The sequence below is a fragment of the Brevibacterium antiquum genome, assembly GCF_016107655.1.
GTDB lineage: Bacteria > Actinomycetota > Actinomycetes > Actinomycetales > Brevibacteriaceae > Brevibacterium > Brevibacterium antiquum.
Genome location: NZ_JABASX010000006.1, coordinates 82,301 through 104,753 on the forward strand (window position 1 = coordinate 82,301; position 22,453 = coordinate 104,753).

The 22,453-nt window shown below is 60.3% G+C and carries 24 protein-coding genes; 12 read left to right on the forward strand and 12 right to left on the reverse strand.

What is annotated here, in order from left to right; genetic code table 11:
* Positions 1 to 30 precede the first annotated feature (30 nt).
* The 3 genes from JFC13_RS11360 to JFC13_RS11370 are packed head-to-tail and all read left to right on the forward strand — an operon-like array spanning position 31 to position 2,226.
* The gene (locus JFC13_RS11360; protein ID WP_198397189.1) at positions 31 to 564 is read left to right on the forward strand and encodes a hypothetical protein; all 534 of its coding nucleotides are present in this window, start codon (positions 31 to 33) and stop codon (positions 562 to 564) included.
* Positions 551 to 1,534 (forward strand): DNA (cytosine-5-)-methyltransferase, encoded by a 984-nt coding sequence (gene dcm / locus JFC13_RS11365; RefSeq protein WP_198397190.1) that lies wholly within the window; start codon positions 551 to 553, stop codon positions 1,532 to 1,534. The genes JFC13_RS11360 and dcm overlap by 14 nt, the downstream gene beginning before the upstream one ends.
* Positions 1,471 to 2,226 carry a hypothetical protein gene (locus JFC13_RS11370; RefSeq protein WP_198397191.1) on the forward strand — a complete coding sequence of 252 codons (756 nt, stop codon included), beginning with the start codon at positions 1,471 to 1,473 and terminating at the stop codon, positions 2,224 to 2,226. Before dcm ends, JFC13_RS11370 begins: the two co-directional genes overlap by 64 nt.
* A gap of 196 nt (positions 2,227 to 2,422) precedes the next feature.
* Here JFC13_RS11370 and JFC13_RS11375 read toward each other — a convergent pair whose 3' ends face one another.
* From JFC13_RS11375 to JFC13_RS11400, 6 genes are all read right to left on the reverse strand, one after another.
* Positions 2,423 to 3,601 (reverse strand): CoA transferase, encoded by a 1,179-nt coding sequence (locus tag JFC13_RS11375; RefSeq protein ID WP_198397192.1) that lies wholly within the window; start codon positions 3,599 to 3,601, stop codon positions 2,423 to 2,425.
* 9 nt (positions 3,602 to 3,610) lie between these two features.
* Positions 3,611 to 4,480 (reverse strand): FAS1-like dehydratase domain-containing protein, encoded by an 870-nt coding sequence (locus JFC13_RS11380; protein ID WP_198397193.1) that lies wholly within the window; start codon positions 4,478 to 4,480, stop codon positions 3,611 to 3,613.
* Position 4,481: 1 nt separating this feature from the next.
* Complete coding sequence (locus tag JFC13_RS11385) at positions 4,482 to 5,660, reverse strand: acyl-CoA dehydrogenase family protein (protein WP_232488527.1); 1,179 nt, start codon at positions 5,658 to 5,660, stop codon at positions 4,482 to 4,484.
* A gap of 35 nt (positions 5,661 to 5,695) precedes the next feature.
* Positions 5,696 to 6,844 carry an acyl-CoA dehydrogenase family protein gene (locus tag JFC13_RS11390; RefSeq protein WP_198397194.1) on the reverse strand — a complete coding sequence of 383 codons (1,149 nt, stop codon included), beginning with the start codon at positions 6,842 to 6,844 and terminating at the stop codon, positions 5,696 to 5,698.
* 93 nt (positions 6,845 to 6,937) lie between these two features.
* Positions 6,938 to 8,656: a FumA C-terminus/TtdB family hydratase beta subunit gene (locus JFC13_RS11395; protein ID WP_198397195.1), complete on the reverse strand. Its 1,719-nt coding sequence runs from the start codon at positions 8,654 to 8,656 to the stop codon at positions 6,938 to 6,940.
* A gap of 5 nt (positions 8,657 to 8,661) precedes the next feature.
* Entirely contained in the window at positions 8,662 to 9,849 is a 1,188-nt protein-coding gene (locus tag JFC13_RS11400) for a CaiB/BaiF CoA transferase family protein (RefSeq protein ID WP_198397196.1), read from the reverse strand.
* A gap of 154 nt (positions 9,850 to 10,003) precedes the next feature.
* On the opposite strand from JFC13_RS11400, the gene JFC13_RS19895 reads away from it, so the two are divergent.
* From JFC13_RS19895 to JFC13_RS11420, 4 genes are all read left to right on the forward strand, one after another.
* Positions 10,004 to 10,684, forward strand: coding sequence for a GntR family transcriptional regulator (locus tag JFC13_RS19895; protein WP_198397197.1), 681 nt, complete (start codon positions 10,004 to 10,006; stop codon positions 10,682 to 10,684).
* A gap of 249 nt (positions 10,685 to 10,933) precedes the next feature.
* Positions 10,934 to 11,977, forward strand: coding sequence for a TRAP transporter substrate-binding protein (locus JFC13_RS11410; protein ID WP_198397198.1), 1,044 nt, complete (start codon positions 10,934 to 10,936; stop codon positions 11,975 to 11,977).
* Between the two features lie 2 nt (positions 11,978 to 11,979).
* A complete protein-coding gene (locus JFC13_RS11415; RefSeq protein WP_198397199.1) occupies positions 11,980 to 12,555 on the forward strand; it encodes a TRAP transporter small permease in 576 nt (191 codons plus the stop codon).
* Positions 12,555 to 13,841, forward strand: coding sequence for a TRAP transporter large permease (locus JFC13_RS11420; RefSeq protein ID WP_198397200.1), 1,287 nt, complete (start codon positions 12,555 to 12,557; stop codon positions 13,839 to 13,841). The genes JFC13_RS11415 and JFC13_RS11420 overlap by 1 nt, the downstream gene beginning before the upstream one ends.
* Before the next feature lie 32 nt (positions 13,842 to 13,873).
* Here the strand turns inward: JFC13_RS11420 and JFC13_RS11425 are convergent, their stop codons facing one another.
* Genes JFC13_RS11425 through JFC13_RS11435 form a run of 3 tightly spaced genes read right to left on the reverse strand, consistent with a single transcriptional unit; the run spans position 13,874 to position 16,783 of the window.
* Complete coding sequence (locus tag JFC13_RS11425; RefSeq protein ID WP_101570182.1) at positions 13,874 to 14,536, reverse strand: response regulator; 663 nt, start codon at positions 14,534 to 14,536, stop codon at positions 13,874 to 13,876.
* Positions 14,533 to 15,789, reverse strand: a complete 1,257-nt coding sequence (locus JFC13_RS11430; protein WP_198397201.1) for a sensor histidine kinase — start codon at positions 15,787 to 15,789, stop codon at positions 14,533 to 14,535. Before JFC13_RS11430 ends, JFC13_RS11425 begins: the two co-directional genes overlap by 4 nt.
* A 46-nt stretch (positions 15,790 to 15,835) precedes the next feature.
* Positions 15,836 to 16,783: a CPBP family intramembrane glutamic endopeptidase gene (locus JFC13_RS11435; protein ID WP_232488528.1), complete on the reverse strand. Its 948-nt coding sequence runs from the start codon at positions 16,781 to 16,783 to the stop codon at positions 15,836 to 15,838.
* A gap of 450 nt (positions 16,784 to 17,233) precedes the next feature.
* Between JFC13_RS11435 and JFC13_RS11440 the strand changes: the two genes are divergently transcribed.
* Complete coding sequence (locus JFC13_RS11440) at positions 17,234 to 17,503, forward strand: DUF3263 domain-containing protein (protein ID WP_198397202.1); 270 nt, start codon at positions 17,234 to 17,236, stop codon at positions 17,501 to 17,503.
* Between the two features lie 61 nt (positions 17,504 to 17,564).
* Here JFC13_RS11440 and JFC13_RS11445 read toward each other — a convergent pair whose 3' ends face one another.
* On the reverse strand, positions 17,565 to 18,128 hold the full coding sequence (locus JFC13_RS11445) for a dihydrofolate reductase family protein (RefSeq protein WP_198397203.1): 564 nt from the start codon (positions 18,126 to 18,128) through the stop codon (positions 17,565 to 17,567).
* 136 nt (positions 18,129 to 18,264) lie between these two features.
* Between JFC13_RS11445 and JFC13_RS20025 the strand changes: the two genes are divergently transcribed.
* From JFC13_RS20025 to JFC13_RS11460, 3 genes are read left to right on the forward strand one after another with little or no spacing between them, the layout of a single operon-like run.
* The gene (locus JFC13_RS20025) at positions 18,265 to 18,642 is read left to right on the forward strand and encodes a MerR family DNA-binding transcriptional regulator (protein ID WP_198397204.1); all 378 of its coding nucleotides are present in this window, start codon (positions 18,265 to 18,267) and stop codon (positions 18,640 to 18,642) included.
* Positions 18,575 to 18,739: a MerR family transcriptional regulator gene (locus tag JFC13_RS11455; protein WP_198397414.1), complete on the forward strand. Its 165-nt coding sequence runs from the start codon at positions 18,575 to 18,577 to the stop codon at positions 18,737 to 18,739. Before JFC13_RS20025 ends, JFC13_RS11455 begins: the two co-directional genes overlap by 68 nt.
* Positions 18,736 to 19,758, forward strand: coding sequence for an aldo/keto reductase (locus JFC13_RS11460; protein ID WP_198397205.1), 1,023 nt, complete (start codon positions 18,736 to 18,738; stop codon positions 19,756 to 19,758). Before JFC13_RS11455 ends, JFC13_RS11460 begins: the two co-directional genes overlap by 4 nt.
* 61 nt (positions 19,759 to 19,819) lie before the next feature.
* On the opposite strand, the gene JFC13_RS11465 is transcribed toward JFC13_RS11460, so the two are convergent.
* The gene (locus JFC13_RS11465; RefSeq protein ID WP_198397206.1) at positions 19,820 to 20,359 is read right to left on the reverse strand and encodes an HXXEE domain-containing protein; all 540 of its coding nucleotides are present in this window, start codon (positions 20,357 to 20,359) and stop codon (positions 19,820 to 19,822) included.
* A gap of 54 nt (positions 20,360 to 20,413) precedes the next feature.
* Here JFC13_RS11465 and JFC13_RS11470 point away from each other — a divergent pair, with 54 nt between their 5' ends.
* On the forward strand, positions 20,414 to 21,040 hold the full coding sequence (locus tag JFC13_RS11470) for a TetR/AcrR family transcriptional regulator (protein WP_198397207.1): 627 nt from the start codon (positions 20,414 to 20,416) through the stop codon (positions 21,038 to 21,040).
* A gap of 53 nt (positions 21,041 to 21,093) precedes the next feature.
* Here JFC13_RS11470 and JFC13_RS11475 read toward each other — a convergent pair whose 3' ends face one another.
* Positions 21,094 to 22,404, reverse strand: coding sequence for an Nramp family divalent metal transporter (locus JFC13_RS11475; RefSeq protein ID WP_198397208.1), 1,311 nt, complete (start codon positions 22,402 to 22,404; stop codon positions 21,094 to 21,096).
* Positions 22,405 to 22,453: the final 49 nt, after the last annotated feature.

A 22,453-nucleotide genomic window follows, 5' to 3' on the forward strand; every position in this document is an offset into this window, starting at 1 on the left:
CAGGCTATCCATAGCGCTAGTATGATCTACATGAGCGAACACCGTCGGAGTCTTTCATGCTGGCCCCTCCTCGGGCACTGGTCCGGCTACCCCAAAACACTCCGTGAAATCTTAAAGACGTATCAAGACCGGGAAACGAATGAAGATGCACTTGAAGCACTGGTCGAAAATGGACTCGCAAAATCACGCACATCAGCAATGAAGCTGCGCAATTACCTCTCTGGAATGGGGTTGCTAGAAAAGACATCTAACGGGAAATTTACACCTAGCGAAATAGGCCAACATTATCTGCTCACCAATGCGGACGAACCAGTGCAAAAGGCACTACGAGATAACCTCAGTGCAATTTCCGAAATAGAACAATTGCTAACCAAGAACCAAATGACTATCTCAAAGCTTGCTGAAGCAATGGATGACGAGTACGATATTAGTTGGAAATCCGATTGGCAAATACGATTTCGGCTAAATTGGATGCGGGCTTTTGGCATGGTTGAACGCCTTAATGAAAAGCAAAGCATCGGCAGATACCCCGAATGGAGAACGAATTCCAATGAAATTCATTGATTTATTTGCCGGAATCGGAGGAATTCGCCTTCCATTCGATGAGCTCGGACACGAATGCGTATTTTCGTCCGAATGGGACTCAGCTGCATGCGATACATACGAGGCATGGTTCGGCGAACGCCCATCTGGAGATATTACTCAGTTCACGCCGTCTTCAATCCCAAGTCACGACCTGCTATTGGCGGGATTTCCATGTCAAACCTTTTCAATTATGGGAAAGCAAGCCGGGTTTGCCGACACCCGTGGAACCATGTTCTTTGAGATCGAAAAGATCCTTAGATACCATCGACCAAAGATGATACTTTTAGAAAACGTCAAGCAACTACGAGGACACGACAAGGGGCGTACACTAAAAGTAATTATTTCCGTCCTGGAAGATATTGGATACAGTGTTGACTGGAAGATTTTAAACGCACTCGATTTTGGGCTGCCCCAGAAGCGCGAACGAATTATTATTGTTGGGTTCCTTGACTCCTCCACGGCCAAATCATTTGAATGGCCGAATAATCATGACCCCTACGATCTGAGTGAAATACTTGAGCCTGACGAAGATGTTGACGAAAAGCATTATGTTAGTGACTATATAAAAAATCGCAGGATAGAGCGCGTTCAAGGAAAGAAGCTCTTCTATCCCAGCATTTGGCACGAGAACAAGTCTGGCAACGTATCAGTATTGAACTACTCCTGCGCGCTGCGGACAGGGGCATCATACAATTACCTCGTAGTCAATGGAGTTCGGCGACCAACATCCAGAGAATTGTTGCGGCTACAAGGATTCCCCGACTATCTGCCAATTGTAGTATCGCATGGAGAAGTTCGCCGGCAATCCGGAAACTCCGTTTCTGTTAACATGGTGAGAGCTGTAGCAAATAGGATGGAACAAGCCAGAAAGGCAAATCTCGACACATGGACGACAGAGAACCACGACTTCGCGATGGAGGACAAACCCGTCGCGAGCCTTTCCGCATAAATCAGATTCCAGACTCTGTAATCTATTCCATAGCCAGACAAATTACAGGACTACTTTCTTTTGGTAGACGTGACATAAACGGCGACGACTGGGGCGACATCTGGGCCAATGCAATTACCGGAAAGCATTTGGCCCGCCCCCTCGGCCTGGTTGACGTAGTATCAAAACAGGTTGGATGGTCAGTTAAAACCGTAAAAACAGCAAAAAAGGCTGGTGCTATTGGCGCAGATAGAATACGACTTATTTCTGGCCGCAACTCTCCAGATTATTCCCTGGGGATCACGGACCTTCACTCTGACATTCAGAAGACGGGAGAAGCAGTACTAAAAATTTGGAACGGTAGAATTGATCTGGCCGAAAATGAGTACTGGCCCAACCGTACTGCTGTCTTGATTCGCAGCAAAGATATGCTGTCATATTCGCTTTTTGAAGAACCGCTTCACCGATATGATGTTAGCCAGTACGAATGGCGATATAACGCTAAGCGGAACCTTGAAGCAATCGACCGCATTTCCGGAAAAACCTGTTTCACATGGCAGTTTCACGGGTCTCAGTTCACAGTTCACTCCCGTGTTCCAAATAGTGCGCGTCGATTCCGGATAATGAACCCGCCCCCTGTGAGCATAGAAACAGCATTAGACGATATGGATTACTCGTCCGACTGGACCACTATTCTGCCAAATAACAATTGATTAGTATTTGCATTCATTGCGGGCCATCCGCGGCTAAGAAAGAGCTCGGACCATGTGAATTAGATCGCACATTGAGAAGTGGACCACGGCTTCGAAGCTGTCGAGCCACGCATCGGGGACAGTCTGGCGCAGTAGTCCCCATGTTTTGATTTCAGCTCTTATGTAACACCTGCCGTTTGCCAAAGCCAACTTCCCGTTACATCGTCTGGTCACTTTTATGGAAGTCAAGCACCTCCGCCAACACAGCCTCAGTATCCCCACCGAGCTGCGGAGCCGGAACAGCCGCCCCAGCAGGCGACCCTGAGAACGCCAACGGCACCCGTGGCGCCAGCACAGTCCCGACTCCCGACTGATCGATCTCGCTGAACAGCGGGTTCTCCAGCGAGCACCACGGGTCGTTATTCACGAGCTCCTCGAAAGTCTGGAACTCCCCCTGCAGGACACCCGCGCCGCTCAACGCCTCTGCAGCCTCGGCGGCAGTGTGCGCAGCGAACCACGGACGCACCACAGCGTCGATAGCCTCGCGAGCCTCGAAGCGCCCACCTTCTGTGGACAGATCGACGTCCAACATCGGCCCGATCATCTCGAGCTTCCCGCTCAGCCCCGTCGCGGTACCCAGCCCGCGCCAGTGCTTGTTCGAGATGACGGCAACCATGATCTCGCGACCATCCGAGGTCTTAAACGATTGCCCATAGGCACCATAGAGTCCATTGCCCAACGGCCCACGCGACTTCCCGGTCGCCTGCACCTCGGCGATGTAGCCAAGGTTGCCGACAGTCGCGAGCATAACGTCAGACAGGGCGAGGGTGATCTCCTGCCCCTTCCCCGAGGACCGACGATCCAGCTCAGCAGCCATGATCCCGTTCGCAATATAGAGCCCCGCGGCGACGTCCCAGGCCGGCAGAGCATTGTTGACGGGACGCTCGTCATCGCCGGTGATAATCGGGAAGCCGCTGGCCGCGTTGATCGTGTAATCCACGGCCGGCTTCCCATCATGGGACCCGTTGAGCCGCAGCATGACCAGATCCTCGCGGTGCTGGACGAGATTCTCGTAGCTTAGCCACCCACGGGCGGGCAGATTCGTGATCAGCGTGCCCGCCTCGGCGATGAGGTCGGTCGCGATCTTCTGTCCCTCTTCGGAATTGAGATCGAGGGTGACCGAGCGCTTGCCCTTGTTCAGGCTCGACCAATAGATCGACGTCCCGTCATCGCTGATCGGCCACCGGTTGGCGTCGATGTTGCCGCCGATCGGGTCGATGCGGATGACGTCGGCACCCAGCTGTGCCAGGGTCATCGCGCCCAGAGGTGCTGCGATGAAGGCGGAGATCTCGACGACTTTCAGTCCGGTCAGTGGTGCCAGTCGTGGCTCTGACATGGGTGCTCCTCAGCTTTCCGTGGTCGTCACTGTTGCCGCGATCGCTGTCTGACCGTCAGGTCCGATGGCTTCGAGTTCGTGGGTGTTCGCTCCGGTGCTGCGCCCGACGAGGTGGATCTGCTCGTTCGCGAACAGGGGTGACTTCGCGCGGAAGTCGTACGTGGCGACGGTCGCCTCGGGGTGGTTCCTCATGAACGCATCCAGCAGAAGCGTGGCGGTGAGCGGGCCGTGGGTGACGAGTCCCGGGTAGCCTTCGACGCCCGTCACATACGGGTGGTCGTAGTGGATCCGGTGGGAGTTGAATGTCAGAGCTGAGTAGCGGAAGAGCGTGACCTCGTTGGGTCGCACCGAGCGCACCCAGCCCCACCCTTCGGGTGCAGGTGAATCGCCTCGCGGTGGAGCCGCAGCGGATCCTTCGGGCGCCGACGTGGCTTCCCGGTAGACGATCGTGTGCCGATCCGTCGTCGCGAGGTTGCCATCGGCGGAGACCTCGTGGCACAGCACGACGAAGCAGAGGGAACCGCTGCCGCCGGTCTTCTCCGTGATCGATTCGATAGTCGTTGTCCGCAACAGCTTCTGCCCGGCGAGAATCGGTGCGTGGAACTGCAGCTTGCTGCCGGCCCACATGCGCCGAGGCAGTTCTACTGGGGGCATGAATCCGCCGAGCTTCACGTGACCGTCTGTTCCCAGCTCGCTCATCGGGACGTCGTCCTCGGCGAAGTGCAGCCAATGTCCCAGCGGGAACAGAGTCACCGGTCCGGCCGAAGAGCGTCCATCCTGTTCCAGCAGTGTGGCCAGGCGCGAGGCATTGACGCCCGAAGCAATGTCTTCTTCGGTGGTGGATCGACCGACCCAGTCCTGCAGATTGATCTCAGTCATGTCAACGTCCTAACAGTTCATCGGAGATGATGCGCATCTGGATCTCAGACGACCCCTCGAAGATCTTCGTCAACCTCGCGTCTCGCCAGTGGCGTTCGACGGCAAAGTCTTTCGTGTATCCGGCACCACCATGGATCTGCACTGCCTCTGAAGTGACCTTCTCCGCCATCTCAGCAGCCAGATACTTCACCATCGCCGCCTCCTTGTCACACCGGCGACCCGAATCGATCTCTGTGCACACGTGATACATCAGAGCCCGACTGGCTTCGATCTGGGCAGCCATGTCAGCGACCTTGAACCGCAGGTGCTGGAAGTCGGCCAAAGGATGGCCGAACTGGACCCGCTGCTTCAAGTACGCGATCGAGTCCTCTAGTGCGGCCTGTGCCAGACCGATCGACCGAGCCGCGGTATGTGCCCGTCCGACTTCGAGTCCGGAGACTGCTTGGTAGAAGCCCTTGTCCTCTTCACCCAACAACGCATCCGCTGGCAGGTGGAAGTCGTCGAAGGCCAGATCCCAGGTCTTCCATCCGAAGTACCCGATCTTCTTCACAGCAGTGCCGGACATGCCCTCGGGGAATTCACCGCGGTTCTTCTCGACCAAGAATGCCGAGATCCCACGGTGGCGCTTGGTCTCATCGGTGGAGGTGCGGGCGAAGAGAATCAAATAGTCAGCCTGGTCAGCAAACGTGCACCACATTTTCGTGCCGTTGATGACCCAGCCGCCGTCATCGGCACGAGTGGCCTTGCAGCGAATGTTCGCGACGTCCGACCCAGCCTCTGCCTCGGACAGGGCGAAGGCGCCGAGGTATTCGCCGGTCGCGACCTTCGGCAGCAGCCGGGCTTCCTGTTCGGGTGAGAAGCCACCGCCCATGCCATTGCCACGGGCCAGAAGACCGCCGACGGACATCCAGGCTCTGGAGAGTTCTTCGGCCACGAGGCAGTACTCGAAGACGCCAAGGCCGAGACCACCGTATTCCTCGGGGATCAAAATGCCGAAGAACCCCATGTCGGCCATCTGAGACACGAACCAGTCAGGGAACTGTCCCTCGATCGGGTCGAGTTCGTTGGCCAAGGGCAAGACGACGTCGTGGGCGAACTCGCGGGCGAGCGCCTGGATCTCCAACCGTTCGTCGGTCATGAAGTGCGGGGTGTCCGGACGTGGCCTGGGCTTGTGCGTCATGGTGCGTCTCCCTCGTTTCCCTGAGCTGATCTGCCTCAGGCCTTATTGCGGCCGATGAGCTGCTTGGCGATGACGTTCAGCTGGATTTCGTTGGTGCCCTCGCCGACGATCATCAGCGGGGCGTCACGGTAGTAACGCTCGACGTCGTATTCCGTGGAATATCCGTAACCGCCATGGACACGGATGGCGTCAAGGGCCACCTCGGCGGCCATCTCTGAGGCGTAGTACTTGGCCATGCCGGCCTCCATGTCCACGCGCTCACCCGAGTCATAGATGCGAGCCGCGTGGAGGACGAGCTGCCGGGCAGCCTCGAGCTTCGTGGCCATCTTCGCCAACTGATTGCCCACGGCCTGGTGACGCCAAATCGGCTTGCCCATGGACTCGCGTTCCTGCGAGTACTTCACTGCGTCGTTGAGCGCAGCCTGGGCCACGCCGAGCGAGCGTGACGCGACCTGGATACGGCCGATCTCCAGGCCCTTCATCATCTGCTTGAAGCCCACGCCCTCGACCGAGCCGAGCAGCTGGGACTGCGGCTGACGCAGGTTCTCGAACACGAGTTCGCAGGTTTCGACACCCTTGTAACCGAGCTTCGAGAGATTCTTCGACACCGTGAAACCCTCGCCCTTCTCGACAAGGATGATCGAAATGCCCTTATGCCTGGGCTCGGCACTCGTGTCGGTCTTGCACAGCAGTGCGATGAGATCGGACTTGCGGGCATTGGTGATCCAGGTCTTCGACCCGTTGATGACGTAGTCCTCGCCGTCCTTGGCCGCGGCCGTGCGCATGGCCTGCAGGTCGGAGCCACCGCCGGGTTCGGTCAGGGCCATGGTCGCGCGCAGTTCACCGGTGGCCATACGCGGCAGGTACTTGTCCTCCTGCTCGCTCGTGCCGTATTCGGCGATGAGTTTGGCTACGACAGTGTGCCCGCCCATGGCACCGGCCAAGGACATCCACCCACGAGCCAGTTCCTGCGTGATGAGCGCATAGGCCTCGGTCGAGACCTTGCCGTCGCCCCAGGGCTCGTCGATCGCGAGTCCGTAGATGCCCATGTCCTTCATGGTCTGGATCCACGCTTGCGGGTATTCGTCGGCGTGCTCGACCCTGTTGACGTGGGGTTTGACGTCGTGGTCGATGAACTCGGCGACCGTATCGATCATCATCTGCTCTTCACTGCTGACTGCCATCTCGAATTCCTTTTCCTCTGCTGCTGAAGTTGTGATTGTCTGCCTCGCCGAGGTGGCCCGACGTGGCCGTGTTCGTGGTGGTTCGTGACCGGTTCAGTCCAGCCGGGCGCCGTCCTTGGCTGTTCTCGTCCGCCCGAGTCCGATCGTGGTGTCGGGCCCCGTGGCGTCGAAGAAGTCGTTGCCCTTGTCGTCGGTGATGATGAAGGCTGGGAAGTCCTCAACTGTGATCCTCCAGACTGCTTCCATCCCGAGGTCTTCCATGTCGAGGACTTCGACTTCGGTGATGCAGTCCTGGGCCAGACGTGCCGCGGGCCCGCCAATGGAGCCGAGGTAGAAGCCACCGAATTCCGCGCAGGAGTCCTTGACCTGCTTGGAGCGGTTGCCCTTGGCCAACATGATCATCGACCCGCCGGCTTCCTGGAACTCGCGCACGTAGGTGTCCATCCGTGAAGCGGTGGTCGGCCCGAACGATCCCGAGGGCATTCCTTCGGGAGTCTTGGCCGGTCCCGCATAGTAGATCGGGTGGTCCTTGAAGTAGTCGGGAAGTTCGCCGCCCTCGCCCAGTCGCTGTCGCAGATTCGCGTGGACGATATCGCGGGCCACGATCACGGTGCCCGACAGCGAAAGCCTGTCGCCGACGGCCAGTTGGCTCAGCTGTGACTGAAGCTCGGGCATGGGACGGTCGAGGTCCACCTCGGTGACATTGCCCGATTCGATCTCCTCGACCCGACCCATAGACGGCAGGAACCGTGCCGGATCGTGCTCGAGCTCTTCGATGAAGACACCCTCGGCATTGATCCGGGCGACGATTTGCCGGTCGGCCGAGCAGCTCACAGCGATGGCGATCGGCAGCGACCCGTTGTGGCGTGGGAGCCTGACGACGCGCACGTCGTGGCAGAAGTACTTACCCCCGAACTGGGCGCCGAACCCGAGTGTCTGCGTCAGCTTGAACACGGTGTCTTCGAAGTCCGTATCGCGGAATCCGTGGCCCAGTGTCCCGTCACCGGCCGTCGGCAGGTCATCGAGGTAGTGGGCGCTGGCAAGCTTCGCGGTCTTGAGCGTGAACTCCGCTGAGGGGCCGCCGATGACCACTGCGAGGTGGTATGGCGGGCAGGCTGCGGTGCCGAGGGTCGAGATCTTCTCGGCGAGGAAGTCGAGCATCGATGACTCGTTGAGCACGGCCTTCGTCTCCTGGTAGAGGAAGGACTTGTTCGCGCTTCCCCCGCCCTTGGCCATGAACAGCAGCTCATAGTCATCGTCCGGGCTGAGGCCCACTTCGATCTGTGCGGGCAGGTTGGTGCCCGTGTTCTTCTCCTCGAAGAGGCTGACCGGGGCCAACTGTGAGTAGCGAAGGTTGAGTTCTTCGTACGCCTTGTGGATGCCGGCTGAGAGGTGCCTCGCATCGTCACCATCGGTGAGCACATTGGGTCCGCGTTTGGCGGAGACTATCGCGGTGCCGGTGTCTTGGCACATCGGCAGGATCTCCCCGGCTGAGACCGAAGCGTTCTGCAGCAGGTCGAGGGCGACGAAGACGTCGTTGGCGCTGGCCTCCGGATCGTCGATGATGGCGCGCAGGCTGGCCAGGTGGTCGGTGCGCAGGTAGTGCGAGACCTCTGTGAAGGCCACCTCGGCGAGGCCGGTCAGCGTTGAGGGCGCGACCTGCAGGAAAGATCTGGACTGGTCGGCCACCTCGGCGTGGACCGTCGCGACACCGTCGATGTCGAGACGACGCATGGCCGGGCCGTCACCGTCAGTGGGCAGAAGAGAGGTGTACGCGAAGGCAGGAGTTGAGGCCGTGGATTGATCGGACATGGTGATCAGATGGCTCCTTCACGATGGAGTTCGGCGACCTGCGTGGGACTGAATCCCAGGCCGCCGAGGATGGACTCCGTATGGTCTCCGACTCCAGGAATCGGGTCCATTCGAGGTTCGACCCCGGACATTTCGACCGGTGGCAGAAGCATCGGGATCGGCCCGACCGGGGAACCGACGTCCTGCCAGCGCTCGCGTTCGACCAGCTGGGGGTGGTCGGCGATCTCGGTCATGTCCCGCTGCCGCGAGTGTGCGACCTTGGCGGTTTCGAGGAGCTCGTCGCACTGCGCGCCGGTGAAGTCAGCGAAGACACCTTCGATGATTGTCTGGAGTTCGTCGCGGTGGGCGTAGCGGTGGGCTGCCCGGTCGAAGCGTTCGTCGGTGACCATGTCGTCACGGCCCAGAACCTGGGTGGCGAAGCTCTTCCATTCGCGCTCATTCTGAATTGCGAGCATGATCTGGGTGCCGTCACCGCAGGTGAAGGCCCCGTAGGGGGCGATGGCAGCATGCGAGGTTCCTGCCCTCGTGGGGCGGGTGCCGCTGCCGTGGGTGAAGTAGAGGGGGTAGCCCATCCATTCGACAAGGGAGTCGAAGAGACTGATCTGCAAGGTGGCGCCTTCGCCTGTCTTCTCACGATTGAACAGGGCGGTCAGTATTCCGGAGTACGTGTACATGCCGGCGGAGATGTCCGCCGTTGAGATTCCCGTCTTCGCGGGTTGATCTTCGGTCCCTGTCACGGAGACCAAACCTGCCTCGGCCTGCACAAGTGCATCGTATGCCTTCGCGTCCTTATACGGTCCGTCTGGTCCGTATCCGGAGATCGAGGCGTAGATGAGTCGATCGTTCATGCCGCGCAGCTCTTCGGCACCAAAGCCCAGTCGCTCGGCCGCGCCGGGGGCGAAGTTCTGGATGAACACGTCGGCCTCGGCGACGAGGTCCTTGAGGATCGCTTTGCCCTGCGGGTGCTTGAGGTCGAGGCTCAGGCTCTCCTTGTTGCGGTTGAGCCACACGAAGTGGCTCGCCATTCCGTTGACCGTGGTGTCATAGCCGCGAGCGAAGTCCCCGGTTCCGGGGCGTTCGATCTTGATCACACGAGCACCCAGATCAGCGAGCTGCCTGGAGGCGAAGGGCGCTGCCACAGCCTGCTCGCAACTGATGACGGTGATCCCGGACAAGGGAAGTTCAGCGTGCAAGGGGCCTCCACAACGAGATTTTTTAAGCTTTCCCCGACATAATACATCATCCCACGAATGATGCATTATTCATCCACAAACCCACTGCCGGGATACACTTCACTGAGTACAGATCATCAACGATAGGCAACGAACGGCAACGGAAGGCTGTGGAGTGGATCAGGAATCGGCATCGACGAAGCGGGACAAGATCGTCCTCGGCCTGCGCCGGAAGATCCTTGGCCGTGAGCTCGAGCGCGGTGAGCGCCTGCGCCAGGACGAGGTCGCTGAATGGTTCAAGGCCTCCATCACCCCTGTCCGCGAGGCCCTGCGCATCCTCGAATCCGAAGGACTCGTCTCCTCCGAGGCCCATCGTGGAGTGCGCGTTGCCGGCGTTGACGTCGAGCGTCTCAAATCACTCTTCATCACCCGCAGACTGACCGAGACCTTCGCGATCGCCCGCGCCACAACTAGGATCTCCCGGCATGAGCTGCGACAAGCCGAGAAGCTCCTCGAAGCCCTTGACGTCGCCAGCGACAAGGGCGATGCGATGGGACGCAACACCCACAATGAGGAGTTCCACTTCTTCTTCTACGATCGCTGCGGGCTGCCTGCCCTACGCGATGACATCGCCACCAGGTGGCGGGCCTTCCCCTGGGATCTCACTCTCGACAGTTCGGACCGACTCAATGAGGTCCACAGTGAACACCAGGCAATCGTCGATGCCGTGAAACGGATCGATCCGGACGCTGCGGCGACCCACCTCGGCGATCACATCACCAACGGGTTCCTGCGCTTGGCCGAGTCGACGACGGGTGAACCGATCGCAGACCCCTTCGACTTCGACGCAGACTGAGCAACCCCACTCCCCCATTCCCCGCATCCATCGACCGCGCTATTCCCACATCTCAATCAATAATGCATTCTTTGAGAGATAATATTGGAAATCGCCTGATTCTCGTCTAAGCTCAAGATCGTTTGGCTCTGAGAGTGGTTGACCGGGTCACGTGCGCACGTTGTCGTGCACACTGCAGCAGACTGCGACGTCTACGGTCATCAAGCTCGGAGACTGACACGACACTGGTCTCAATTACTGGAGCTGACGATGACGTCGATACGACGACCCGGGTGGAAACCGCTGGTTGCCTGCCTGTCGATCTGCCTGCTCGCTCTGAGCGGCTGCAATCCCGCGCGCAGCGGCAAGCACGAGAAGTTCGAACTGCGCTTTGCCCATGTGACGTCGACAGGTACGCCGAAGGGACTTGCCGCCGACTACTTCGCGAAGAAGATCGAAGAGAAGTCCGAGGGCCGCATCGAGGTCGAAGTGTTCCCGAACTCGGAGCTCTACGGCGACAAGGACGAGATGCAGGCTCTGCAGTCCAATGCCGTGCAGATGCTCGCCCCGGCGAGCGCCAAGTTCACCACGATCGCACCGAGCCTGCAGGTCCTTGACCTGCCGTTCATCTTCGACGAACCCGATGAGATCCCGGACATCGTCAGCCCCGACACCGAAATCGGCAAGGCGATCTACGCCAACCCCGACCTCGAGGCCAATGGGGTCAAGGTGTTGGGCCTGTGGGACTCGGGAATGAAGCAGATCCACTCGAACAACCCCACCTTGTCGCCCAAGGACATGAAGGGCAAGAAGTACCGGATCCAACCCTCCGATGTGCTGCGCACCCAGTTTGAGACCTGGGGTGGAATCCCCTCTCCGCTGGCCTTCGCCGAGGTCTACAACGGACTGCAGCAGGGGCTCATCGACGGTGGTGAGAACACCTACTCGAACATCCAATCCCAGAACATGCACACGGTCCAGAAGTACGTGACCGAACTCGATCATGGGTACATCGGCTACATCCTCACCGTGAACAAACGCTGGTATGACGAACTGCCGGATGACCTGCAGGCCGTCGTCGACGAATCCGCCGATGAGGCTTCCGAGTTCAACCGCAAGGAAGCCCAGAAGGTCAACGCCGAGTCCAAGAAGACCATCGAAGAGACCGGCAACACGGAGATCGTCATTCCGACGAAGAAACAGCGACAGTCGTTCAAGGACATGGTCGTGCCCTCCGAGTACGAGAAGTACCGGGACGTCATCGGACCCGAGGTCGTCGACGAGCTCCTCCAACGCGATAAGGAAAGGGGCTGAGCATGCGAACCTTCGACAAATATCTCTGCCGGGTAGAGAATTTCCTCGCCGGCGGCAGTCTCATCGCTGCGACAGTGCTAGCCGTCTTCGCGGTCCTCCTGCGCAACATCACGGGTGACGTGCTCTTCTGGTCAGAGGAAGCCATCATCTACCTCATCATCTGCTCGACGTTCTTCGGCGCCGTCGTGACCCTGCGACACAACGAACACGTCGCGGTCGACATCATGCCGACGCTGCTCAAGGGACGGAAGAAGAAGTTCTTCGTCGTCCTGGGCGGGCTCATGACCCTGATCTACGCGGGGTTCATCGCCTACCTGTCGTGGGCTCTGATCAGCGAGCCTTTCTCCCGCACCACCATCACACCAGCACTGAAGCTGCCGCTGTGGGTCGTCGAACTCTCCCTAGCTGTGGGCATGACACTGTTCTTCATCCGCGCAGCCGAGATGCTCATCCGTGCGGTGAAGGCTCCACCCGAAGCACTCGACAAGGATGCATTCGCTGAGGAAGCCGCGGCCGTCGGCATCGACGTGAACGACATCGCCATCGATGACGACGACACGAAGGAAGGGGATCGCTGATGCTCGAAGCAACATTCGTCCTCATTGCTGTCCTCCTCCTGCTGCGCGTCACCTCGGCGCCCATCGCGGTGGCCCTGGGCCTGACCAGCCTCGTCTACTTCTACTACTTCACGCTGACTCCGATGACCCAGGTCTCGGAACGTCTCTTCAACGCGTTGAACTCGTTCCCGCTCATGGCGATCCCGTTCTTCATCCTCGCGGCCAACATCATGTCCCGCGGCGGCATCTCGCGGCGCTTGACGGACTTCGGTGCCGCCATGGTCGGGCACCTGCGCGGCGGCATGGCGATCACCACGGTGCTGGCCTGCATGTTCTTCGCCGCAGTCTCCGGCTCATCTCCTGCCACGGTCGTGGCCGTCGGTGCGCTGATGATCCCTGCCATGATGCGAAACGGCTATCCGAAGGAGTTCTCCACGGGACTCGTGGCCACCTCGGGATCCTTGGGCATCCTCATCCCGCCGTCGATTCCGCTCATCGTCTTCGGCATCGCCACCGAGCAGAATATCGGTGACCTGTTCCTCGCCGGCATTCTGCCGGGTGTACTCGCCGGCGTCATGCTGCTGGGCATGGCCGTGTTCGTGGCGTGGAGGAAGGGCTATGGTCACGCCGGAGCCGGCTTCAAACTCTCGAACGCGGACAAGCTCAAGGCTTTCCGCGACGCGATCCTGGCCCTGGCACTGCCGTTCCTGGTGTTGGGCGGAATCTACTCAGGCTGGTTCACCCCCACCGAGGCCGCGGCCGTCGCCGTCGCCTACTCCCTGGTGGTCTCCCTGGTCATCTACCGCGAGATCAAGATCTCGCAGCTCTGGGAGGTCACGCTGTCATCGGTGAAGACCTCGGCGATGGTCATGTTCATCATCGCCAACGGCATCCTCTTCACGTTCGTGCTCGCCAGCGAGCGGATTCCAGGATCGGTCTCGGAGACGATCACCAACTGGGACCTGCAGCCGTGGCAGTTCCTCATCCTCGTCAACATTCTGCTGCTGTTCGTGGGCTGTGTGATGGAGACGTCCTCGGCGATCCTCATCCTCGCCCCGATCCTCCTGCCGATCGCGATCGAGCTGGGCATCGACCCGATCCACTTCGGCATCATCGTCGTGATGAACCTGGAGATCGGCATGATCACGCCGCCACTGGGACTCAACCTATTCGTCGCCTCCGGGATGTCGGGCATGAGCGTCATGCGCGTGGCCAAGGCCGCAATCCCGAGCGCACTGGTGCTGCTGACTGCTCTGGCGCTGGTGACCTTCGTGCCGTTCTTCGCGACGGCCTTCGTTGGGTCGTAGTCGGAAGGACCTTCCGGAGTGATTCGGATGCACTATTCAATCTCAACAATGTGGTTCTGGTATGCCCAGACCACGGCCTGAAGGCGCGAGCGCACTCCGAGTTTGGGAAGGATTCGTGCCAGGTGGGATTTGACCGTCGCCACCTCGACGGTCAACTGTTCGGCAATCTCACTATTGGTCATTCCCTGCGCAAGCAGCATGAGGATCTCACGCTCGCGGGTGGTGATCACAGAGAGAGCACGAGAGGGAGTCACCGGCTGCAGCCGACGACGTTGAACGTATTCGCTGACGACCCGCCGAGTCAGTGAGCGGTCGAGTGTGCCGTAACCGCCCGCCACATGCCGGACCGCACGGAGGATCTCCTCGGGGTCGGAGTCCTTGAGCAGGAACCCCGAGACACCGGTCTCAAGAGCACGGAACATGTAGTCGTCGATATCGAAGGTCGTCAGCATGAGGACGGGAATAGGCGGATCCAGCTGTGGGGGTGAGATTCGGGCGGCGACCTCGATGCCATCCATCACGGGCATTCGAATGTCGAGGCAGGCGACATCCGGACGCAGTTCGAGCGCGAGCTCCAGCGCCTCACCCCCGTCTGCAGCTGCGCCTATGATCTCGATATCGGGTTCTGCGTCCAGCAATGCGATCAGTCCCCCTCGTACGAGTGGCTGATCGTCGGCCAGAAGTACACGGATCATGAGATTCCTCGATCTGGGTCACGTGGGATGGTCATCTGCACGACCCATCCGCCATTCTCATCTGGCCCTGCTTCACAGGTTCCGCCGATGAGTGCCGCACGTTCCACCATGCCGAGTATTCCAAGGCCGCTTCCACTGGTATGTGTTTCGCCGCTTCTGGTCGTTTGCGCTTCGCCGGTGGAGTCTCGCGCAGTATTACACACGGTCAAATACAACGCTTCCGGGTCCGCCCCGTCAATCACGACTGTGCAGGACGAACCGGGGGCGTGGCGGAGAACGTTGGTCAAAGACTCCTGGACCATTCTGTATCCAGCGAGCTGGGCCAACGGTCCCACCCTTCGGCCGGGGTCCGTTCCTTCTCCGGCCTGGATCTGCAGTTCAACCTCGGCGCCACTCGACCGAACTGCGGTGACGAGGTCGGCGATGGTGGCCAAAGTTTTGAGACCTTGGTCGTCATCGTCACGCAAGAGCCCGACGAGCCGGCGCAGGTCGTCGAGGATCGCTCGACTCTGTTCCCGAATCTGCAGTGCACCGTCGCGTGCAACCTCGGGATCGGTAGCGATCTGACGTGCGATGGCTCCGGCCATCAGTGAGATGCCGGACAGGTGGTGTGCGGCGATGTCATGCAACTCGCGTGCCATTGTCGATCGTTCACGAGCCAGGGCCTCTCCGATCTGAGCATCCCGCTCGCGAGTGAGGGCATTGACGGTCTCTCGCTGAGCCGCAGACAACGCTCGCTGGGAGGCAATGAACACCGCCGGCATGAGCGGCAGAAGAACGACGATCGCAGCCTGACCCAATGCGCCAAAGGCCGACGCGATCATGTTCTCCTCGCCAGCGCCGAGGCTGTTGACCCACTGCCCCGAGGCGACGATCACCGCGGTGAGGAGCGCCCATATGCTCAACCGCGACACCGTATTGCTGAGGCCGGTGAGGAACACACTGACGATGATCGGCAGGACTGTGAGAGTAAAAGCCGAGCTCGGCTGCACAGATGCCAAGCCCAACGGCAGAACAGCGATGAGGAGCATTGATGCAACGGGCCAGCGGACCCTGAGGACAAGTGCAAGCGCCTGCACTACGAGAGTCGCTCCCGTGGCAATCCAGTCTGCGTCCGACATGGGCTCGTCGTGCAACGACGGATCATGAGAGAAGAGCGAGGCTGTGAGAGCCAGAAGGGCGAGGGAGACGACCGCGGTCGAGAAGGCGATGATCAGTGCCGATCTCCATCGCGGAAGCTTCACTGGCACCATGTTCCGATCATACGTGAAGGTCTCGAGACCATGACCAGGACCGTTCTCATGAGACATTCCGCAGCGATTCGCTCGCGACCGCCGGGTGCCCCAGCCTTCCCCGAGTCGCAATGACGATCAGGGTCGCGGCCACAACGGAGCCCAGTGCCATGGCGATCCAAATCACGTCACCCTCGCCATCCAGGGTGGGAAAGACCTCGGCCCACATGACGGTGGCGAAGTTGTTCACACTCACGTGCATCAGCATGGACAGCGGGAGGCTTTCTCCGGTGCGGTTGAACACCCAGGACATGACGATGTTGAAGGCAATGCAGAAGACCATGAAGGCGAGCAGACGCGTCCAGGAGGAGTCTGGATATCCGCCCCATTCCGTCAGGAACAGCGGCAGGTGCCATACTGCCCAGATCGGGCCGAGGATGAACGCCGACTTCATCGGAGAGTGCATGCGCTGCAGGCGAGGCAGGGCGTAATCACGCCATCCAGGTTCTTCGGCAAGACCCGTCGTGACGAATTGGATGAGCAGCATCGGGACATAGGCGATGAGCGCAGTCATCGAGGGCGTGGCAATGTCTGTTCCGACGAACATGGCCCCGGTGAGGACCATTCCGGCGGGGACGGCCAGCAAGGCGATGAGATACCACCTGGGCGCCGCTTTCCATCGCAGCAATCGCCTTACCCACGCCTTCAGCCCCGGTCGTCCGTCGACAAGTGCCGTCAGCAGGAAGGCCGAGCCGATCGGACCCAGGTAGGCGCCAGGCAGAACGCCGAGAAGCTGGCTGGTTCCGAGAAGCTCGGGAAAGCTGAAGTCCCACAGTCCAAGCCCGTTCTGCGAGAGGATATAAGGGGTCCAGGCAAGCCAGCTCAGTGCGTTCACCAGAATGAAGAAGCTGAGCAATGGTCGCTGCTTCACCAGGCCTATGAGCTTTCCTGCAGGCGGTGAAGTGCGTGGTCGTGGCATGGTTTCGGTTTTGGTTTCATCAGTTTCAAAGGTCATGCATTGATGCTATGGAGATCGGGAACCTTGCTTCCAGACCCAAAAGGGCGCACTGCGAAGATGCATACTTTAGTTGCAAATCGCTTGCTCGCACGGCCTGATCGGCCTGAGCCGCGGTCGGTCTGAGCTTCGGCCATGCGGTGGTCACGGTCACCGACGTGCTCAGCTATCTGCTCGCGGCAGACGATGCCAGCAGTCGCAGTGCCGGATTCTAGGGTTCACCAACTCGGCGATCCTTGAGTCTGGATCGCTCGTCCGCGTCGGAGGCTTGCTCAGCGAACCATCCGAAGGGACAGCCGATCTACCCATTGGGCATCAACCAATGGGTGGAGCTCTGCCGATTCGTCGGTGGCCCTGTTCGACATGCACGCTGGGACTCCGATGTTCACCTGGGATCTCCCTACGGCCCAGTCGCGTCGGCCTCTCAGTCAATGTGCAACACTGGCCCGTATGGTCCCCGGAACCGTGAATGAACTCTCAGCGCATGACCGCATGATCCTCGACCTGGAGAAGGCAGAGCACACGTCAGCTGCTCGCGACGCGCTATGCCGACGCATCGAGCTGCCACCAGATGAGTACACCATCGTGCTTGAGGGGCTTGTTGATACAGATGCGGCCTATAGCTATGCCCCAGAAGTCGTGGATCGAGTCAGGCATCTGAGGGCGGAGAGATTTGCGTTCGAACGACGGCACGGGCGGTGGAAGAACCCTCGCTCTTAGCTCCGCGCGGCACCTCTCGAGCCTCACCCCGTCAGAGGAGAAACGCCCCGATCATACCGTCCTAGTCGAACGCCTGAGGAGTTGGCCCGTCCACGACGCGGTAGATCGTCTGAACCATCCCGCCATCGAGGACTGTGGTCCGCACGTGCTCGAGGTCCACATCTCCGCCAAGCGAGCCGAACAGTGATGGCCCATCGCCGATGAGCACAGGCACTTGAGAGAGCGTCAGCTCGTCGACAAGTTTGGCAGCAAGGAACCACCGGACGGTCGCCCCACCGTCGACGTAGACGCGGCGGCGACTGTCCCGTTGCAGTGCGTCAATGGCCGCCTCGGGCGATCGGTGCACAATGATGCGTGGGTCGGCGTCTGCGGCAAGGGTCGTACTGATCACATGGATCGGGCGATCGAGGTAGGGCCACTCTTGGATGGAAGCGATGGCCTCGTAGGTCTTCCGGCCCATCACCACCGCGTCAACCGACTCAACGAACGGTGTGAAACCCGCATCTCCGGCGGCTGCGCCACGGCTGGTCAGCCACTCCAGGTCCCCGTCCGGTCGCGCGATGCGGCCATCGACACTCAGCCCGAGAAAGACGACGGCACGGAGAGGCTTCTGCACTGTGGGCACAGGATCAAGTATGTCTGCTGCGAGCGACGACAATCAAGGAAAATCGGCAACACTCAGGCACTGCGGCCTTGCGTTCACAATCAGTTTCATTCCACCCCTTGACTTAGAGTGCACTCACAGTCGTAGGTTGGCTTCCATGACACGGCACACCACAAACCTTCAACGCCCCGAAAGTCTCCAGCGAGCGCTTTCGGTCGATGACGATGTGGAGCTCTCGATCTCCGAGGTCTGTGCACTCCTCGGCATCAACGCACACACCGCCCGCTACTATGAACGCGCTGGGCTCCTCGAGGTGCCTCGGAGCCACTCGGGACACAGAATCTATGATCGCTCGCCTCGACTTCCTCGTTCGCATGCGGACCTCCGGGATGGGTATCAGCGAACTCCGTCGATATGTCGATCTGGTCCGCGTCTGAGAGGCGACGACCGGGCAGCGTCTGCAGATCATGCTCGGCCAGCGCGAGCGCATCGTCTCCCAACTTCACGAGCTGGAACTGGCCCTCCTCACAACTGACTACAAAATCGCCAAATACGGCGGGGTTCCCGATGACGACCGCGCACCGGCAGATACCTCACCGAGCTCCCACCACCAAGAAGGAGATCCATCATGACCACCACCCACCTCGGCGACCTCAGCGTCTCCCCCATCGGCTTCGGCTGCATGGCTTTGTCCCACGTCTACGGCGGCACCACCGATGACGCAGCACGGGACACATTGAACACCGCAGTCGATGCCGGCATCACCTTCCTCGACACGTCAGATGTCTACGGCGAACCCCGCGAGGGCACCACCGGGCCTGCAGGCACCAACGAGGAGATGCTCGCACCATTTCTGGCCAAACGTCGCGACGAGGTGCAGCTGGCAACGAAATTCGGCATCACCGCCGGACGAGACGGGACGGACGCTTCGGCCAAACGCACCGATGGACGCCCGGAATACGTTCGCTCAGCCTGCGATGCTTCGTTGACCCGCCTCGGCGTGGAGACGATCGATCTCTACTACCACCATCGCCCGGATCCGGATGTTCCTATCGAGGACACCGTCGGTGCCATGGCCGAGCTGGTCGAGGCCGGCAAGATCCGCCACATCGGCCTCTCAGAAGTCACCTCCGAAGAGCTGCGGCGAGCGCACGCTGTCCACCCGATCGCCGCACTCCAATCGGAGTGGAGCCTGTGGTCACGCGACGTCGAGGATCGTGTCGTGCCGGCCTGCGCCGAGCTCGGGGTCGGCTTCGTGCCCTACAGCCCCCTGGGCCGGGGCTTCCTCACCGGCACGCTGACCAAGGAGCAGGTCGCCGGTGACTTCCGCGGTGGCACCTCCCGCATGGGCGAGGCCTGGGATGCCAACCAGAAGATCGTCGATATCGTCGCCGAGGTGGCCCGCCGCCACAACGCCACCAACGCTCAGGTGGCGTTGGCTTGGCTGCTCCAGCGCGCTGACCGGATGGGTGTCTCCGCGGTTCCGATCCCGGGATCGCGCAAACCCGAACGTGCACTTGAGAACCTCGGTGCCGTGGAGGTGTCTCTCGACGCCGATGACATGACACAGCTCGATTCGATTCGGTCACTGGTCGAGGGCACTCGCAATATCGTGGACAACCCGAGCTGGATCAGCTCCGGGAGGGAGTGAGCCTGAGGTTCTGACAGCCAGTGCTGCCGGGTCCGAGGCCGGGAGGTTCTCGAAGAGGTCATCAGAGCGCAGAGATGATTGGTGCAAGGACTGCAGCGACAAGGAGTGCTCCAATCACAATCGCCACGGCAGCGATCACCGTCATCACGGTTATGGACATCGTCCACCGCACGGGCGGCAGCGTTCGCACAATGATCACGCCCAGCGGAAGCAATATGAGAATGCCGCTGAGCGCCCCGGGCATCAGGCTCCATGACGCCACACTGATGGCGAGGTGGCCAGCAGCGTTGGCGATCAGGGCGTAGGCAACGCACACCAACGCCTCGACGCTCCATTTCGCCCGGGTCGACACCGCGATCACGGCGACCGTGAGAACCGCCGCAGTGACGATCACGAGCGCGAGACCGAACTGCTCCTGATCTCCGTGAAGCGACCGTCCCGGCAGCCAGGGGTGTGCAGCTATCCACCCCGTCAGACCCAGCAGCCATTCCTCAGCATTATGCAACGCCAAAGCGACAATAGTCGCCGCCCAGAAGACTGCAAGACGTTTCTGGGCGGGCAGTTCGGGCTTCGTACTTACATCAGTCGCGATGTGCATCATCTCGCTGCTCTCTTACACTCGTATGGACGCCTCTTACGAGTGTAAGATGATCCCATGGGACAAGCAATAGGGGATGGAAAGCGTCTGGTGGCCGAGGCATTGTGGCGCGTTGTTGCCCGGGATGGCATGACGGGAGTCAGCGTGCGAACCGTGGCCGCCGAGGCCGGCGTCAAGGGGGGAACAATCCAGCACTATTTCCCTACGCGGGCTCAAATGGTGCACGACGCCATGGAGTTACTCGCAGACCGTTTCACGCAGCGGATCACTGCCATGCCGCGGACCGGGCCGACGCACGAGTGGACGCGGGCGATCCTGCTGGAACTGCTCCCTCTCACTGCAGAGCGACAGCGCGAGTTCAAGGTCTGGCTCGCCTTCACTACCCATGCCGACACGAACCCCGCGCTGACAGAGCTCAAGCACATCTTTTCAACCCGACTCGGGGAAATGTACCAGCGACTCCTCCGAGCCAGGAAGGCAGCATCCCCCAGCAAGGTTGACGATGCTCCCCCGGAGGCCATTCAGACTGACTTCCCGGAGACAGCAATCCTGCAGGCTGTCATTGACGGCCTATCGCTTCAACTTGCGGACCTGGATCCTGACGAGGCAGCCCACTTGGGTGCTCGCCTGCTCGATCATTACCTCGCCAAGTCAGATGCTGAGCATCCCAATCGCACCCAGTAACGAACAGGCGCTGCAATCCTCCTCGTTGCGCACTTCAAGGCGACAGGGGCGTTCTACCCCAGCAGCCCCATCAACGACTCCCGTACCTGCAGCACGGCTAGGAATCCGAACAGCAGGAAGCAGACCGTGAGCAGTACGTTGGACAGCCCCTTGTTCCGCAGTGCTGTCGGCACCGAGATTCGATTGAGGATGACGAGGAGCGCGATCGCGAGCACCGGGAGGATGAATGCGCTGATCGCGGCGTAGACGAGGACGAGGGTCACCGGTTTGCCCAGCCCCATGATCACCAGTGTCGCGATGCTGAGGTAGACGATAGCCCCGCGGAACTCGATGGACTTGGCCGACATGTCGAACTCGGACTCGACCTGATGCGGGTACCGTCGCAGCACTCGAATGCAGTCGGCGGTGACGTAGGCGATGCCGGAGAACCCGCCGAGCACGCTCGTGTAGACGACGGCGAGGAAGCTGATGAGGAAGACGATGCGACCTGGTTCGCCGATGCGCGAGACCAGACTGTCGGCAATGGCGAACAGCGAGTCGTTGTCGGAGATCGTGAAGCCCTGGCCATAGAGGATGAAGGCGCCCACGGCGCTCATGGCGACAGCGAAGACGAAGACGAGGCTGTAGCTGATGAGCAGATCGATGCGCACCACTGGTTTCCAGTCCGCACTGCGCCAGGACTTCTCGCGGATCCAGTAGGAGTAGGCAAGGATTCCCGTTGCTCCGCCGACCCCGCCGATGAGGGACATCACGGTGATGATCGATCCATTCGGGAAGGTCGGAGCGATGGTCTGGACGGCAACGCCCTGAGCATCCTGGCCTTGGAACACGGAGATCGCGAGGGCGATGATGCCGAAGAACATGATGATGCCGAAGCCGATCATCGCCTTCTCGACCAGCCCGTAGCGGCCGATGCCCACAAGGATCGCGGCGGAGAGCAGGACGACGACAGCCGTGGGCCAGAACGGCAGAATCGGGAACAGCGCCTGCAGGATGTTCGTGGTCACCGCGATGACGCCCGCACCGAAGAAGAGACCGACGAGCAGCTCGGCGATGAGGAACAAGGCGGGGAACAGTCTCCCGCCGAAACTCGTCAGGTGCGATTGCAACGATCGGTCGCCGCTCATCTGCAGGCGGGAGACCGCCTCGGAGAGGACGAACTTGAGGATGATACCGACGGTGAAGACCCAGATCAGCGCCAGCCCGTACTCGGCTCCGGAGTTCATCGTCGTGATCATGTCCGAGGCTCCGACGCTGGCCAGGGCAAGGACGATGCCAGGTCCGATCAGCCGCAGTCTCCCGGCCAATGATCCCGGCGCCGAGGTGGCGCTTCCTTGCGTCGTCTGGGTCGTTTCGGCGGACATCGGTGGGCACAGCTCCTTCTGAGGGCATCATCGTCAACGGCTGAGAGAG